The sequence below is a fragment of the Naasia sp. SYSU D00057 genome, assembly GCF_017916505.1.
GTDB lineage: Bacteria > Actinomycetota > Actinomycetes > Actinomycetales > Microbacteriaceae > Naasia.
On sequence record NZ_JAFMSZ010000006.1, the window covers coordinates 1 to 13,921 of the forward strand.

Sequence of the window (13,921 nt, forward strand, 5' to 3'; positions counted from 1 at the left end):
CCGCCGACCATCGCGCCCTGCTCCTCAGCAACCACGGACCCGTGGTCTCCGGTCCCTCCCTCCCCGCTGCGCTCGACGCGGTGGAGGAACTCGAGGAGACCGCGAAGCTCTTCCTCCTCCTCGACGGGCGCCCGGTGCGGCTTGTTCCCGAGGCGGAGCACCAGAAGTTGGGGCGGCAATGACCGCCTCGACCCCCGCCGGTCGACCTCCGACCCGCGGGAGACCCCCCCTGCACCACACAGCAATGTGCCTACACGAAGGAGTGAAATGAAGGTTCATGCCGCACGCGCAACCCGACGGGGCTGGATCGCCCCGCTCGGGGTGGTCGTCGCATCCGTCTCCCTGCTCGCCGGTTGCGCCGGCGGTAGCGGACCGACCGCGCCGGAGAACACGGTGGTCGAGGGGCAGTACCCCGACTACTACCCGTCGGACTACCAGGACCTCGTCGATGCCGCCGAGGCGGAGGGCGGTGAGCTCACGATCTACTCCAACACCGACCAGGAGAACTGGGCGCCGATCTTCCGGGACTTCCAGAAGAAGTACCCGTTTGTGAAGACGATCAACGCGAACAACCTCGACAGCGACGAGGTCTTCCAGCGGGTGCTCAGTGAGCAGGCGACCGGCAGCACCGACGCCGACGTCCTCGTCTCCAATGCCGCCCAGGCCTGGGCCGAGTACGCCGGGAACGACGGTGCGCTCCTCGAGTACGAGTCGCCCGAGGCCGGCGAGCTGCCGGACTTCGCGCAGGTGCTGCCCAACGTCTACGCCATGTCGATGGACCCCGCGGGGATCACCTACAACAGCTCGCTCCTGCCCGACGGCATCAAGGGCTACGAGGACCTCGCCTCCCAGGTGTCGGCCGACACGGCGAAGTTCCAGGACAAGATCACGACGCGTGACGTCACCGGGGCCTTCGGGTTCACGGTCACGCGTGCGCTGACCGAGGCCCGTCCCGACCTGTGGAGCGCCTTCGAGACGATCCTGCCGGTCGCCCGCCCGGAGACGTCCTCCGGCACCCAGGGCGAGAAGATCCTCGCCGGCGAGTACCTCGCCGGATTCCAGATCAGCACGGCACCGTCCTACCCGATCGTGGACAGCAGCGGTGGCCTCTACCAGGTCGTCCTGCCCGAGGACGGCACGGTCGTCCTGCCCCGCGGCATCGGCATCGTCCCGGAGGCGACCCACGAGGCGACGGCGAAGCTGTTCCTCGACTTCGTCCTCTCCGAGGAGGGCCAGAACGCGGTCGCCGAGGGTGGGCTCACCTCCTACCGCGACTCCGTCGAGGTGGCCGAGGGCCGGCACACCTACCAGGAGGTCGTCGACACGGTCGGCGAGGACCAGATCATCCTCGGAACCTACGAGCTGGTCCCCGAGGACCAGGTGAACGAGTTCGTCGACCGCTGGAACGGCCTGCTCGGCCAGTAATTCCCTCTGATCCCCGCCCAGCGGCTTGCTGGGCGGGGATCCCCGAACATCCGGAATCAGGAGCACCCATGACGGGCATCACCGTCCCCGCCGATCGGCTCGTCGAGCTCGGCGCCGCGATCCTTGTGGCACACGGAGTGCCGGAGGACGATGCCCGGCTTGTCGCCGACAGCCTGGTGACCGCCGACATGTGGGGGCACCCCTCCCATGGCATGCTGCGATTGGACTGGTACGTCGCGCGCCTCCGCGCCGGCGTCATGACCGCGGTGACTGAGCCCGAGACGGTGCTCGACGGAGGGGCCGTCGTCGTCCTTGACGGCCGAGACGGGGTCGGCCAGATCGCCACCGAGCGTGCCTGCGCTCTCGCTGTCGATCGTGCGCGACAGCACGGCATCGGCCTGGTCGCCGTCCGCTTCAGCAACCACTTCGGCACCGCCGCCTACTGGACACGCCGAATCGCCGACGCCGGCTGCGTCGGCATCCTCACCACCAACGGCAGTCCCGCGATGGCGCCGTGGGGCGGCCGCGAGAAGACCGTCGGCGCCAACCCCTGGTCCATCGCGACGCCCGGCGGCTCTCACGGACCGGTGGTCCTCGACATCGCGAACACCGGAGTGGCGCGCGGCAAAATCTACGCGGCGCTGCAGAAGGGCGAGTCGATCCCGGACACTTGGGCGATCGACTCCTCCGGCACCCCCACCACCGATCCGCGCGCGGCGATCGAGGGCATCTTGCTCCCCATGGCCGGGCACAAGGGGTACGGCATCTCGTTCATGATGGACGTCCTGTCGGGCGTGCTCACCGGAAGCGGCTACGCGACCGACGTCGTCGGCCCCTATGTTCCCGACCAGCGCAGCGGCTGCGGCCACCTGGTGGTCGCGATCGACATAGACCGCATCCTGGGCCGCGACGAGTTCGACCGGCGCATCGACGACCTCATCGCGCGCACCAAGTCCGTGCCGCTCGCGGCCGGGGTGAGCGAGGTGTTCTATCCCGGGGAGATCGAGAACCGCGCCGAGGAGCGCGGGCGCGCCGAGGGGGTGTTCCTCCCGGACAAGACGGTCGACGAGCTCAAGTCACTCGCGGTCGATGCGGGCGTCCCGTTCGACCTGGTCCCCGCCGAGGTGGTCTGATGTACATGGTGTTCGTGACCCTCGACGTGCAGGAGGACCGCCTGGACGAGTTCATCGAGGGCATCACACTTAACGCGCGGGCCTCGCTCGCCGATGAGCCCGGCTGTCTCCACTTCGACGTGCACCGGTCCGCGACCGAGCCGGCCCGGTTCCACTTCTACGAGCTTTACCGCGACCGGGAGGCGTTCGAGATCGAGCACCGCGCTGCTCCGCACTACGCGGAGTGGCGCAAGGTCGTGGACGCCTGCGTCGTGGCGGGATCCCATGTGAACACCTACGGCGAGCCGATGCTCCTCGGCGCGGACGCCGAAATCGCGGAGAAGCCATGACCAGCGCCGAGCCGGGTGTGCGCCAGATCCAGGTCGGCGATCGGCGGATCGCCGTCACCGACCTCACCGGGCTCCCGGTCGCCCGCATGCCGTACAGCCTCCGTCCCATCCTCGAGTCCGTCGTCCGCCACTACGGGACCGCCTCCGAGCAGGTCGACGCGCTCCTCGACTGGAACAGCGCCGCGGCGGACGGTCGCGCCGTCGACCTCTACGCCACCCGTGTCTTCCTGCATGACACGAACGGCGTCCCCACCCTCGTCGATCTGGCAGCCATGCGGCACGCGGCACGCGAACTCGAACGCGACCCCGCGAAGGTGAATCCGCAGATCCCGGCCGAGCTCGTCGTCGACCACTCCGTCATCGTCGACGTGTTCGGCACGGCCGACGCCTACGAACGCAACGTAGACATCGAGTACGAGCGCAACGCGGAGCGGTACCGCTTCCTGAAGTGGGGGCAGCAGTCCTTCGAGGGCTTCGAGGTGGTGCCACCCGGAACGGGCATCATGCACCAGGTCAACATCGAGTACCTCGCCCGCATCGTCGAGGACCACGGCGACCTCGCCTACCCCGATGTCTGCCTGGGCACCGACTCGCACACGACGATGGTCGACGCGCTCGGCGTCCTCGGCTGGGGGATCGGCGGCATCGAGGCCGAGGCCGTGATGCTGGGGGAGCCGTTCACCATGCTCGTGCCTCCCGTGATCGGCTTCCGCCTCACCGGCGAGCTCCCCGAGGGGGCCACCACGACGGACCTCGTGCTCACGATCACCCAGCGGCTGCGTTCCCACGGTGTCGTGGGCACCTTCGTCGAGTTCTTCGGCCCCGCGCTCGCCGGGATGTCGGTCGCGGATCGGGCGACTATCGCCAACATGTGTCCCGAGTTCGGTGCGACGTGCGCCTACTTCCCGATCGACCAGGCGACCGTGGACTACCTGCGTTTCACCGGCCGACCGGAGACACAGGTGCAGCTCGTCGAGTCGTATGCCCGGGAGCAGGGACTCTGGTACGACCCCGCCGCGGAAATCGACTACGCGGATGTCCTCGAACTCGACCTCGACGAGATCCGGCCCTCCGTCGCGGGCCCCCGCCGTCCCCAGGACCGCGTCGCCCTCGACGAGTCGAAGGCGCGCTTCCGCAGCGACCTCGTCGCTCTCACCGGTCAGACCCCGGACGACGACGCACCGGTCATCGACCTGGCCGACGTGAAAGTGCCCCTGCGCAACGGCGCAGTGGCAGTCGCCGCCATCACCTCCTGCACCAACACGTCCAACCCGGAGGTGATGATCGCGGCCGGGCTTCTCGCCCGCAATGCCGTCCACCACGGGCTCAGCCCCCAGCCCTGGGTCAAGACGAGCCTCTCGCCCGGATCGCGGGTCGTCACCGACTACTTCGACGCGGCCGGTCTTACCCCCGTGCTCGACGAGATCGGCTTCTCGCTCACCGGCTACGGCTGCATGACCTGCATCGGCGCCTCCGGCCCGCTCATCGAGGCGGTCCAGGATGCAGTGCGCGCGGAGGGGGTGAGTGTCGCCGCGGTCCTGTCGGGCAACCGGAACTTCGACGGGCGGATCAACCCGGACGTCCGGCTGAACTACCTCGCCTCCCCGCCTCTTGTAGTCGCCTACGCCCTCGCCGGCACGGTGGACATCGACTTCGCCACCCAGCCGCTCGGGCACGACTCCGCGGGGCGCCCGATCTACCTGCGCGACATCTGGCCGAAGTCCGAGGAGGTCGCGGAGCTCATCCGGTCCACCGTGAGGCCCGAAATGTTCGCCGCCGCCTACGAGCACGTGTTCGAGGGGGATCACCGCTGGGCCGCGATCGCGACGCCGGAGTCATCGGTGTTCGAGTGGGACGAGGAGTCCACCTACCTGCGCAGGCCGCCCTACCTCGACGGGGTGACCCTCGAGCCGCGGCTCGTGCGCGACATCCGAGGCGCCCGGGCGCTCGCGGTCCTCGGCGATCAGATCACCACCGACCACCTCTCGCCGGCCGGCGCCATCCCGCCGCACACCCCGGCGGGGGAGTACCTGCTCGAGCGGGGCGTCCAGCGCTTCCAGTTCAACACCTACGCCTCCCGCCGCGGGAACCACGAGGTAATGATGCGCGGCACCCTCGCCAACGTGCGCCTGCGCAACGCGCTCGTGCCCGAGCGGGAGGGTGGGTACACCCTCGACCTCGTAGGTGGCTCCGGCGAGAGGACGATCTTCGACGCCGCTCAGATCGCCCGGCGCGAGAACGTCCCGCTCGTCATCCTGGGTGGGAAGCTCTACGGCGCAGGGTCCTCGCGCGACTGGGCGGCGAAGGGACCGGCGCTCCTCGGTGTGAAGGCGGTGATCGCGGAGAGCTTCGAGCGCATCCACCGGTCGAACCTGATCGGGATGGGCGTGCTGCCGCTCGAGTACGTCCCCGGTGAGAGCGCCGCCACGCTCGGCCTCACCGGTCACGAGCGCTTCGACATCGTCGGCCTGGCGGAGAACCCCTCTGCGGAATTCGTGGAGGTCCTCGCCGACGGTACGCGGTTCCGCCTGCGGGTGAGGCTCGACACGGATCGGGAGCGGGAGTACTACCGGGCCGGCGGGATCATGAAGTACGTCTTCCGCCGCCTCGTCACTGCGTGAGCACCCGGGGGAGAGGGTGGGTGCCCGCCCTCGTCGCACACGCCGTCCTCGTGCAGGTGCTCACCTACGCGTTCCGTCCGGCCACGTCTTATGCGCTCCTCGACGCAGATGCGTCGCCAGCCGTCCTCGGGGCGTTCGGCGCGATCTTCGCTCTCCCCGCACTTGCTCTCGCGCTGCCTTCGGGGCGACTGGTCGACCGTTGGGGTGAGCGCCGCACGGCGATCGCCGGCGGAGTGCTGCTCGTCGCCGCCTCGGTCATCGCGCTCGCCGGCCTGGAGTCCATCGCCGCGCTCGTGCTGGCGACGCTGCTGCTCGGCTGCGGACACCTCCTCTCGGTCGTGGCGGAACAGGCTCTGGTAGCCAACCGGTCACGGGCGGGCAGTCGCGACTCGGCGTTCGGCATGTACACCCTGGTGGTCTCTATCGGGCAGGTCGTCGGTCCACTGCTGATCGCCATTCCGGAACCCGGCGGTGAAGGACCCGACCTCGGTATCGCGTTCGCCGCGTCAACGGCGGTCGCGGTGGGTGTCCTCGTCAGTGGCGCCCTCCTGCGAGGCATCCCGTCGCTGCCCGTCGAGGATCCGACCGGCATGCTGCGGACGGCATCGGGTCTCCTGCGCCGACGCGGCGTGGTCCGGGCACTGCTCGCGAGCAGCCTGTCGCTGGCGTCCGTAGACATCACGCTCACCTACTGGCCTGCCCTGGGAAACGAGGCAGGTATGGCGCCCTGGGTGATCAGCGCCATGCTGATGACCCGCTCTCTCTGCACGATGCTCTCCCGGGCCGGCCTCGGCACCGCCACTCGTCTCTTCGGGCGGCGGCGCGTGATGGTGCTGAGCCTCGCGCTGGCCGCACTCGCCTTCGCGTCGACGGCGCTTCCTCTGGGGCCGTTTGGGCTGATCGTCCTCGCCGGGGTCTACGGGCTCGCGATCGGCGTCAGCCAGCCGGTGACGATGTCCTGGCTGACGGATCTGGCACCCGCGGGTCAGCGCGGTATGACGCTGTCCCTGCGGCTCGCGGGGAATCGGATCGGGCAGTCAGCGGTCCCGGCCGCTGTCGGACTGCTCGCGGCGGGCACTGGTGCGGGCGGGGTGCTGGTAGCAACGGCGGGGGCGCTGCTGGTGGCGTCCTGGTCGGCCCTCGCCCTCGACCAGGAAGGCTAATGCAGGCCCCGCCCGACCGGGCCGCTCGACACTAGATCCGAACGCGATCCATCAGTCACAGGTTCAAGTCCCGTCCGCCCTTCTGGAGGTGACAGCCCTAGTCCAGCGGGCACGCGTAGTGCGGGTCCGTCTAGGTGGCGTGGCAGCTTCCACGCCATACCTTCGCGCCAGCTCGTTGATCCTCGGCTCGTCGACATTTCGAAGCCGGTTCGCCGTCAGGGGCAGTCGAAGTGCGGCTGAGAACTCCCGCTCTGGTGATGCCTCGGCGCACGCCGGCGGCAGCGCGGATCCACCATCTCTCGGCTACCAGGTCGCCGCTGCCGATCAGCTCGTCGATGCCTGCCTCGGACTCCCCGAACTGCTCCCGCCCCTCCGGCCGTGCCCGGGCCGAACGTCCCGCCTGTGCGCCCTGCCTGGACCGGTCGTCACCGCCCACTGCACCTCGCGCGCGTCCTCTTTCTCATCAGCGCCGCACAGAAGTGTCATAGGAAGCGCATAGCGCTCGTTCTTACGTTGCTTCCATGACGAAGAACACGGACTCCTTTCAGCGCCCCCGGCGGCGGACTCTTCTCCTCGGATCGAGCATGCTCCTGGTCAGCGGGCTTCTCCTCAGCGGCTGCGCGGCGGGCGCAACCGACTCCGCCTCCGCGACCTCGACGACGTCGGAGGTGACGACCTCGACCTCCACCGTCGCGTCCGCCGCCGAGGAGGTCACGAGCTCCACCGCGAGCACCACCGCGGAGACGATCTCGAACACCGCGGCGGCCGTCGAGGCGTTCCTGGCGACCCTCTCGGACGAGCAGCGCGAGGCCGTCACGTACGACTACGACGACGAGACGAAGACCACGTCGTGGTCGAACTTCCCCGTCACCTTCGTGGAGCGCGCCGGACTCAACCTCGCGGACCTCACCGAGGAGCAGCAGGTCGCGGCGATGCAGGTCCTCGAGGCGCTGCTCAGCGATGAGGGCTACGAGACGGTCTCGAACATCATCGCCGGCGACCAGTACCTGCTGGACAACAGCAGCAGCGCCGAGGAGTCCCTCGGCCAGTACTACATCGCCTTCTTCGGCGACGCGTCCGACACGAGCGCGTTCGAGGTGCAGTTCGGCGGGCACCACCTCGGCATCAACGCCACCCTCGACGGCAGCGCCGACGCGATCACCTTCGCGCCCACCCACCTCGGCACCCAGCCGGAGGTCTACACCGCCGCCGACGGCACCGAGGTGCAGACTTTCGGCACCATCTACGAGACGGCGTTCGCGTTCTATGACAGCCTCACCGACGAGCAAAAGGCGCAGCTGTATCAGGGCGAGGAGGTCGCGGCGATGGTCTGCGCCCCGGGCGGCACCTGCACCTATCCGACCGGCACGGGCCTGTCGGGCGCCGACCTCACGGACGAGCAGAAGCAGCTCCTCCTCGACGTGATCGCGAACTGGGTCGGCCTGTCCGACGAGGAGACCACGGCCACCGCCTTGGCGGAGATCGAGGCCACGCTCGACGAAACCTACATCAACTGGTCGGGCGCCACCGTCTACGACATGAGCCAGGGCGACGGCATCTACTTCCAGATCTCCGGTCCCAACGCCTACATCGAGTTCGCGAGCCAGCAGGGCTCCGCCGGCGCCGATGTCGACGGGGTCGTCACCTCGGGCTGGGGCCACGTGCACACCATCTACCGTGACCCCACCAACGACTACGCGAACAGCGTCGAGCAGCAGGAGGCGACGGGGATGGGCGGCGGCGGCGCTCCGAGCGGCGGCGCGCCGGGAGGCGACGGCGGCACTCCGCCGTCCGGCAGCTGACCCGCACCGCGAGCGGGCGGAGGGCCGGCACCGGGAACGGTGCCGGCCCTCCGCTCACTGACGCATGCAGCCCTGCGCGTCAGGCGTGCAGGGGAGCTGCCTCAAGCGGACCGCGAGGAAACACCTCGGCGGCTCCCGTCTCCCCGGCGACGGTGGTCGAGGTTCGCGCGCGGTACCGCTGCACGGCGTGACTGTTGCCGCAGAGCGGCGAGCAGTAGGCGCGGCGGCCGTTCCGGCTCGTGTCGGCGAACGCCCGTCCGCAGCCCGGGCGGGCGCAGATCCCCATCCGGCCCGCCTGAGCCTCGACGGCGAAGATCGCGAGGCCGCCGATCGTCATGGCCTGCACGCGCTCGGTCAGGCGCTGGTCGTCGCGGACGAAGTGCAGGTGCGGGGGAAGGCCGTCGTGCGCCGAGAGGTGCACCCGATGCACCCCGACGTCGAGCAGCTCGTTGATCCGGGCGCAGCGCTCGTCCGATTCGGCCGCCGCGAACACCTCGCGGAGGCGCCCGGTCCAGTCGCGCAGCTCGCCCAGCTCCTGCTCGAGGCCGTCGAGTCGGACGAGGGAGGCGGTGAGCGCCCCGGCCACCCGGTCGCGAGTCCACCGGCCTTCGACCTCGAGGTTCACGAGCTCCTCCGCCAAGCGGACTCCGATCATGTTGTCATGGTTGAACTGCACCGACCCATGACACCACACTGATCGGCGGCCGCGACTGGCGCGGATCACCCGAGCCGGAGGAGAGGGATCAGTGCGGTCACCACACGCGATCGAGCACACATCGGATGCCGTCCCTGAGGAGGAGCTGGCCCGGGTCCAGCGCCGGACCCTCCGAGTCGTGGTCGCGAGCCAGGTCCTCGGCGGTGCCGGGCTGGCTGCCGGGGTCACCGTCGGTGCGCTGCTGGCGCAGCAGATGCTCGGCTCCGACGGTCTCGCAGGCATCCCCACCGCGCTGTTCACCCTGGGCTCGGCGATGGCGGCCTATCTCATCGGCCGGATCACCCAGCGCTCGGGTCGCCGTCTTGGCCTGGGGCTGGGCTTCCTCGCGGGCGGTGCCGGCGCGATCGGCGTCGTCGTCGCCGCGGCGCTCGACAGCGTGGCGCTGCTCTTCCTCTCCCTCCTCGTCTACGGCGCGGGCAGCGCGACCAACCTGCAGGCGCGGTACGCGGGCACCGACCTCGCCGCCCCCGCCCGGCGTGGCACGGCGATCAGCATCGCCATGGTGTCGACCACCCTCGGCGCGGTCGCGGGACCCAACCTCGTGGAGCCGCTCGGCGGCGTCGCCGTGCAGCTCGGACTGCCGGCCCTCGCCGGGCCGTTCCTGCTCGCCGCAGCGGCCTACCTGACCGCGGGTGTGGTGCTGGTCCTGCTGCTGCACCCGGACCCGTTCCTCGTCGCTCGACGACACCGCACGGCCGCCGCGCCCGCCGCCGGAGAGGCCGGCGCATCCGCTCCGCGCTCCGGCATCCGGGGAGCGGCCTATGCGGGCGCGGCGGTGATGGTCCTCACCCAGATCACCATGACCGCGGTCATGACGATGACTCCCGTGCACATGCATGCCCACCACCACAGCCTCGGCGACATCGGCATCGTGATCGGGGTGCACATCGGCGCCATGTATCTGCCCTCGCTTCTCACCGGCACCCTTGTCGACCGGTACGGACGAGCTCCTGTCGCGGTCGCGTCGAGCGGCATCCTCCTCCTCGCCGGCGTGACGGCGGCTCTGATCCCCGGCGACTCCCTCGCCGGCGTCATCGTCGCCCTCGCGCTGCTCGGCCTCGGCTGGAACCTCGGCCTCATTTCTGGCACGGCGCTCGTCGTCGACGGGACGGATCCGGCGATCCGGGCGCGGGTACAGGGCGCCTTGGATGTGCTCGTCGCGCTCGCCGGCGCGGGCGCGGGCGTCCTCTCCGGAGTCGTCGTCGCGAGCTCGAACTACGCGAGTCTGTCGATCGCGGGCGGCGTGCTCGCGCTGCTGTTCCTCCCGGTGCTGGCATGGGCGCGACGGGCGGACAGTCGGACCTAGCTGTCGGGGAGGAAGACCGCCCAGTTTTCCTGGAGCTTCCCGTCCGCGATGCGGTGCATCGTCATCCCGTGCCCGCCGACGGACTGGTCGCCGGTGCCGCCCCGGATCCACCACCTCTCGCCCACCAGGCCGCCGTCGCCGATCAGCTCGTCGATGCCGGTGCTGATCGCGCCGTACTGCTCCCGCCCGGCCAGGACGAACTGCCGCCAGCCGTCGGGCCCGTGCACCTCCTCGTCGCCGTTGTGGGCGACGAAGTCCGGGGCGAGGAGCTCGTCCAGGATGCCGAGGTCGTCGGCTGACCAGATCTGGTTGAACCTGCGGACCAGCTCGAAGTTCTCCTCGTTCGACACGACTGCTCCTTCGTTGCAAGCGGATGCTGACAGGCGACCAGTGTCGGAGCGGCCGGAGCGGTTCGCCCGGGTCGAACGTCCCTGCCTCGCCGGGCGACGGCAAGCGGTCGACGCCGGCGTGCTCCATCCCGCATCCTGAGCATGCGCGGTGAGGAGGACGAGAGCCCCCGGTTCGGAACCCCGGCCGCACCGACGACGACGAGGAGACACCCACATGAGCCAGCCCCGCCCGCTCGAGACGTCCGTGACCGAGCGCGCGGAGCGGTACGACGTCGCGGTGATCGGGGCGGGACCGGCCGGGACCGCGGCGGCCCTCCGCGCCGCCGAGCTCGGCGCGAAGGTGGTGGTGCTCGAGGCCGACCGACTCGGAGGGACCTGCGTCAACACCGGCTGCGTCCCCACGCGCGTGCTCGCGAAGACCGCGCGCCTGATCCGCGAGACCCGCAGCGCCGACGATTACGGGATCGGGGTCGGCGCCCCAAGGATCGACTGGGCCGCCACCGTCGCTCGGGTGCACGAGCGGGTCGACGCCGTCCGCTCGATCAAGCGGGAGGCCGAGCGCTTCGCCGAGACCGGCGTCGTCCTGATCCGGGAGGGCCGGGCGCGCTTCGAGGACGACCGGACGCTCGTGCTCGACAGCGGTCGCCGGGTCACGGCCGACTCCATCCTCATCTGCGTCGGCGGGCACTCGCGGCGCCTGCCCGTCCCCGGCGCCGAGCTCGCGACGGTTCCCGAGGACGTCCTCGCGCTTCCCGAGCTGCCACGGCGGGTCGCCGTCATCGGCGCCGGCAACACGGGCGCCCAGCTCGTCACCGTCTTCAACTCCTTCGGCTCCGAGGTGACGCTCCTCGACGTCGCGCCGCGGGTGCTGATGGCCTCCGACGCCTCGATCTCCGAGCTGGTCGCCGCCGCGTTCGCCGAGAAGGGAGTCGACGTGCGCACGGGCATCGAGACCGTCGAGCGTCTCGACCGCGCCGAGGACGGATCCGTCACGCTCACCTGGCGCGACTCGGAGAGCCGGTCGGCGCCCTTCGACGCAGTTGTCATGGCCACCGGCTGGCCCGCCGACGTGGACGACCTCGGTCTCGAGAAGGCCGGGGTCGAGCGGCAGCGGTCGTTCATCCCGGCCGACCAGTACTTCCGGACCAACGTGCCGCACATCTTCGCCGTGGGCGACACGAACGGGCGCGACATGCTCGTGCAGGGAGCCCAGTCCGAGGGGGAGGCGGCCGCCGAGAACGCCGTCCTCGGAGCGAACCGGCGCAGGCCGCAGCATCTCCTTCCCGCCGGCGGCTTCACCGACCCGGACTACGCCGGAGTCGGGCTGACCGAGGAGGAGGCACGGGACCGCGACTCGGCGTGCGTAGTCGCCACAGTCCGCTACAGCGACCTCGATCGCGCGGTGATCGACGATCGCGAGCGCGGCTTCCTGAAGCTGGTGGCGGACCGCCGCCGCGAGCTGATCCTCGGCGCGCACGCCGTCGGCGAGAACGCGGTTGAGGTGATCCAGTCGGTGACGACGGCGATGGCGGCCGGGATCGACGTGTCGACGCTGGCAGGCGTGCGCTTCGCCTACCCGACTTACAGCGCGGTCATCGGAATGGCGGCACGCGCGATGCTGGCCGGCAGGACGGATGCCGCCCTGCTCAGGTGAACGAGGGCCGGGCTCGAAGGGTGCTGCCCCGGCACCCGTCGCCGCGGCGCCGCTCCTCGAGCTCGTGCGTCTCGCGCCGCCTCAGGGCCGCGGCGATGGGACGGTGGCGGCGATGTCCCGCAGCACGGACGGCCAGTCCTGCTCGCCCGCCCCGGTGCCGAGCCGGACGAGGATGAGGTCCTTGTCCGGCACGACGTAGATGTACTGCCCGAAATTGCCCCGGGCGAAGAAGTGGTCGCGACGGCCCGACTGCGGCTGCACCCACCACATGTATTGGTAGAAGTCGGCAGGGTCGCTCGAGGTGTCGTCGGCCGTGGCCTCCGTCACCCAGTCGGCGGAGACGATCCGCCGGCCGTTCCAGTCGCCCTCCTTCAGGAACAGCCGGCCGAACCGGGCGTAGTCGCGGGCGCGGGCGTTGATCCCGCTCTCGAGCTTCTCGAAGCCGCTGTCCTCGCTGTCGAGGCTCCAAGACCCTGGCGCCTCCATCCCGAGCGGCTTCCAGATCCGGTCCTCGAGGTAGCAGCTCACGCAGGTGCCGGTCGCCCTCTCCAGGATGAGTCCGAGCAGCAGGGGGTGGAAGTTGTTGTAGTGGAACTCCTCCGCCGGCCCCCGCTCGATCCGCGCGGACAGGGCGACGGCCCGCAGGTCCGGCGCGTAGTAGGTGGTCGCGTCGTCGCTCCAGGGGAGGCCCGCCTCCTCGTACGCGATACCCGAGGACATGGTGAGCAGGTTCCGGATCGTGATCGACGCGAAGCGCGGGTCGCGTTTAGCGAGCTCCGGGACGTACTCCGTGACGGGGTCGTCCACACTGCCGATCGCTCCCTCGTCGATCGCGATCCCGACGAGGGTGGAGAGGAACGACTTGGCCATCGAGAAGGACGTCTGGATCGAGTCCTCGCGATATCCGTCGAAGTACTCCTCGTAGACGATGGCGTCGTCCTGGATGGCGAGGAAGGCGGTGGTGTCGGTGCCCTCGAGGAAGGCCTCGAGGCTCCCGGTTCCGTCTGCGCCCTCGGCCCCCGCGGCCCCACCTCCGACTCCCCGCCCCAAGCCCTCGATCGGCTGTCCGCGCTCGAAGAGGAAGGGAGGCGGGGCGTTCTCCACGATGCGTGCCGGGAAGCGCTTGTGGTCCTCGACGTCGGCTTCGAGCCAGATCAGCGTCCGCGCCAGCTGCGAGTGGGGTGTCGAGAGGTAGGCAGCCGACCAGAGCATCCCCAGCAGCAGGACCGGCACGAGGACCGCCCTCGTGAGGCGCGCCGCCCGGAAGCGTCGACGGGGGCTTCCGGGGGTTTGCCCTGGCCCACGGGTCGGATCGGCCACCGCTGTCGTCCCTCCCGATCCCGTCACAGCCGGCCCGGCGAGCGGTGCAACCGGACCACAGTAGCGAGCGCGGCGACCGGAGCGGCACGGGCCGATGCTCCTG

General features: G+C 70.3%; 12 protein-coding genes. 9 read left to right on the plus strand and 3 right to left on the minus strand.

All coding sequences use genetic code 11. The features are described 5' to 3' along the window. The 7 genes from J3P36_RS15055 to J3P36_RS15085 form a co-directional block, all read left to right on the plus strand. Window positions 1–182, plus strand: a 182-nt coding sequence (locus J3P36_RS15055) for a class II aldolase/adducin family protein (protein ID WP_210509073.1), incomplete at its 5' end; no start/stop codon positions are given. Window positions 183–267: 85 nt separating this feature from the next. After that, window positions 268–1,425, plus strand: a complete 1,158-nt coding sequence (locus J3P36_RS15060) for an ABC transporter substrate-binding protein (RefSeq protein ID WP_210509074.1) — start codon at window positions 268–270, stop codon at window positions 1,423–1,425. Window positions 1,426–1,493: 68 nt separating this feature from the next. Then, complete coding sequence (locus J3P36_RS15065) at window positions 1,494–2,558, plus strand: Ldh family oxidoreductase (RefSeq protein ID WP_210509075.1); 1,065 nt, start codon at window positions 1,494–1,496, stop codon at window positions 2,556–2,558. Continuing rightward, on the plus strand, window positions 2,558–2,887 hold the full coding sequence (locus tag J3P36_RS15070) for a putative quinol monooxygenase (RefSeq protein ID WP_210509076.1): 330 nt from the start codon (window positions 2,558–2,560) through the stop codon (window positions 2,885–2,887). The genes J3P36_RS15065 and J3P36_RS15070 overlap by 1 nt, the downstream gene beginning before the upstream one ends. Next, window positions 2,884–5,508: an aconitate hydratase AcnA gene (acnA, locus tag J3P36_RS15075; RefSeq protein WP_210509077.1), complete on the plus strand. Its 2,625-nt coding sequence runs from the start codon at window positions 2,884–2,886 to the stop codon at window positions 5,506–5,508. The genes J3P36_RS15070 and acnA overlap by 4 nt, the downstream gene beginning before the upstream one ends. Window positions 5,509–5,558: 50 nt before the next feature. After that, on the plus strand, window positions 5,559–6,671 hold the full coding sequence (locus J3P36_RS16870) for an MFS transporter (RefSeq protein ID WP_210509078.1): 1,113 nt from the start codon (window positions 5,559–5,561) through the stop codon (window positions 6,669–6,671). 521 nt (window positions 6,672–7,192) lie between these two features. Next, window positions 7,193–8,473 carry a DUF3500 domain-containing protein gene (locus J3P36_RS15085; RefSeq protein ID WP_210509079.1) on the plus strand — a complete coding sequence of 427 codons (1,281 nt, stop codon included), beginning with the start codon at window positions 7,193–7,195 and terminating at the stop codon, window positions 8,471–8,473. Between the two features lie 79 nt (window positions 8,474–8,552). On the opposite strand, the gene J3P36_RS15090 is transcribed toward J3P36_RS15085, so the two are convergent. After that, window positions 8,553–9,128: a CGNR zinc finger domain-containing protein gene (locus J3P36_RS15090; protein ID WP_246854871.1), complete on the minus strand. Its 576-nt coding sequence runs from the start codon at window positions 9,126–9,128 to the stop codon at window positions 8,553–8,555. A 91-nt stretch (window positions 9,129–9,219) separates the two neighbouring features. On the opposite strand from J3P36_RS15090, the gene J3P36_RS15095 reads away from it, so the two are divergent. Further along, the gene (locus J3P36_RS15095; protein WP_307807126.1) at window positions 9,220–10,494 is read left to right on the plus strand and encodes an MFS transporter; all 1,275 of its coding nucleotides are present in this window, start codon (window positions 9,220–9,222) and stop codon (window positions 10,492–10,494) included. On the opposite strand, the gene J3P36_RS16875 is transcribed toward J3P36_RS15095, so the two are convergent. Next, the gene (locus J3P36_RS16875; RefSeq protein ID WP_210509081.1) at window positions 10,491–10,844 is read right to left on the minus strand and encodes an ester cyclase; all 354 of its coding nucleotides are present in this window, start codon (window positions 10,842–10,844) and stop codon (window positions 10,491–10,493) included. The two genes, J3P36_RS15095 and J3P36_RS16875, sit on opposite strands and share 4 nt — an antisense overlap. A gap of 214 nt (window positions 10,845–11,058) precedes the next feature. Here J3P36_RS16875 and J3P36_RS15105 point away from each other — a divergent pair, with 214 nt between their 5' ends. Continuing rightward, complete coding sequence (locus J3P36_RS15105) at window positions 11,059–12,498, plus strand: NAD(P)/FAD-dependent oxidoreductase (protein ID WP_210509082.1); 1,440 nt, start codon at window positions 11,059–11,061, stop codon at window positions 12,496–12,498. Window positions 12,499–12,579: 81 nt separating this feature from the next. On the opposite strand, the gene J3P36_RS15110 is transcribed toward J3P36_RS15105, so the two are convergent. Next, window positions 12,580–13,731 carry a serine hydrolase gene (locus J3P36_RS15110; protein ID WP_210509083.1) on the minus strand — a complete coding sequence of 384 codons (1,152 nt, stop codon included), beginning with the start codon at window positions 13,729–13,731 and terminating at the stop codon, window positions 12,580–12,582. Window positions 13,732–13,921 lie beyond the last annotated feature (190 nt).

What these genes read in the sequence shown, in the direction of transcription:
- J3P36_RS15065 (WP_210509075.1), top strand. Translation starts at nt 1,494, where the DNA reads ATGACGGGCATCACCGTCCCCGCCGATCGGCTCGTCGAGCTCGGCGCC.
- acnA (WP_210509077.1), top strand. Translation starts at nt 2,884, where the DNA reads ATGACCAGCGCCGAGCCGGGTGTGCGCCAGATCCAGGTCGGCGATCGG.
- J3P36_RS15070 (WP_210509076.1), top strand. Translation starts at nt 2,558, where the DNA reads ATGTACATGGTGTTCGTGACCCTCGACGTGCAGGAGGACCGCCTGGAC.
- J3P36_RS15105 (WP_210509082.1), top strand. Translation starts at nt 11,059, where the DNA reads ATGAGCCAGCCCCGCCCGCTCGAGACGTCCGTGACCGAGCGCGCGGAG.
- J3P36_RS15085 (WP_210509079.1), top strand. Translation starts at nt 7,193, where the DNA reads ATGACGAAGAACACGGACTCCTTTCAGCGCCCCCGGCGGCGGACTCTT.
- J3P36_RS15090 (WP_246854871.1), bottom strand. Translation starts at nt 9,128, where the DNA reads ATGATCGGAGTCCGCTTGGCGGAGGAGCTCGTGAACCTCGAGGTCGAA.
- J3P36_RS15060 (WP_210509074.1), top strand. Translation starts at nt 268, where the DNA reads ATGAAGGTTCATGCCGCACGCGCAACCCGACGGGGCTGGATCGCCCCG.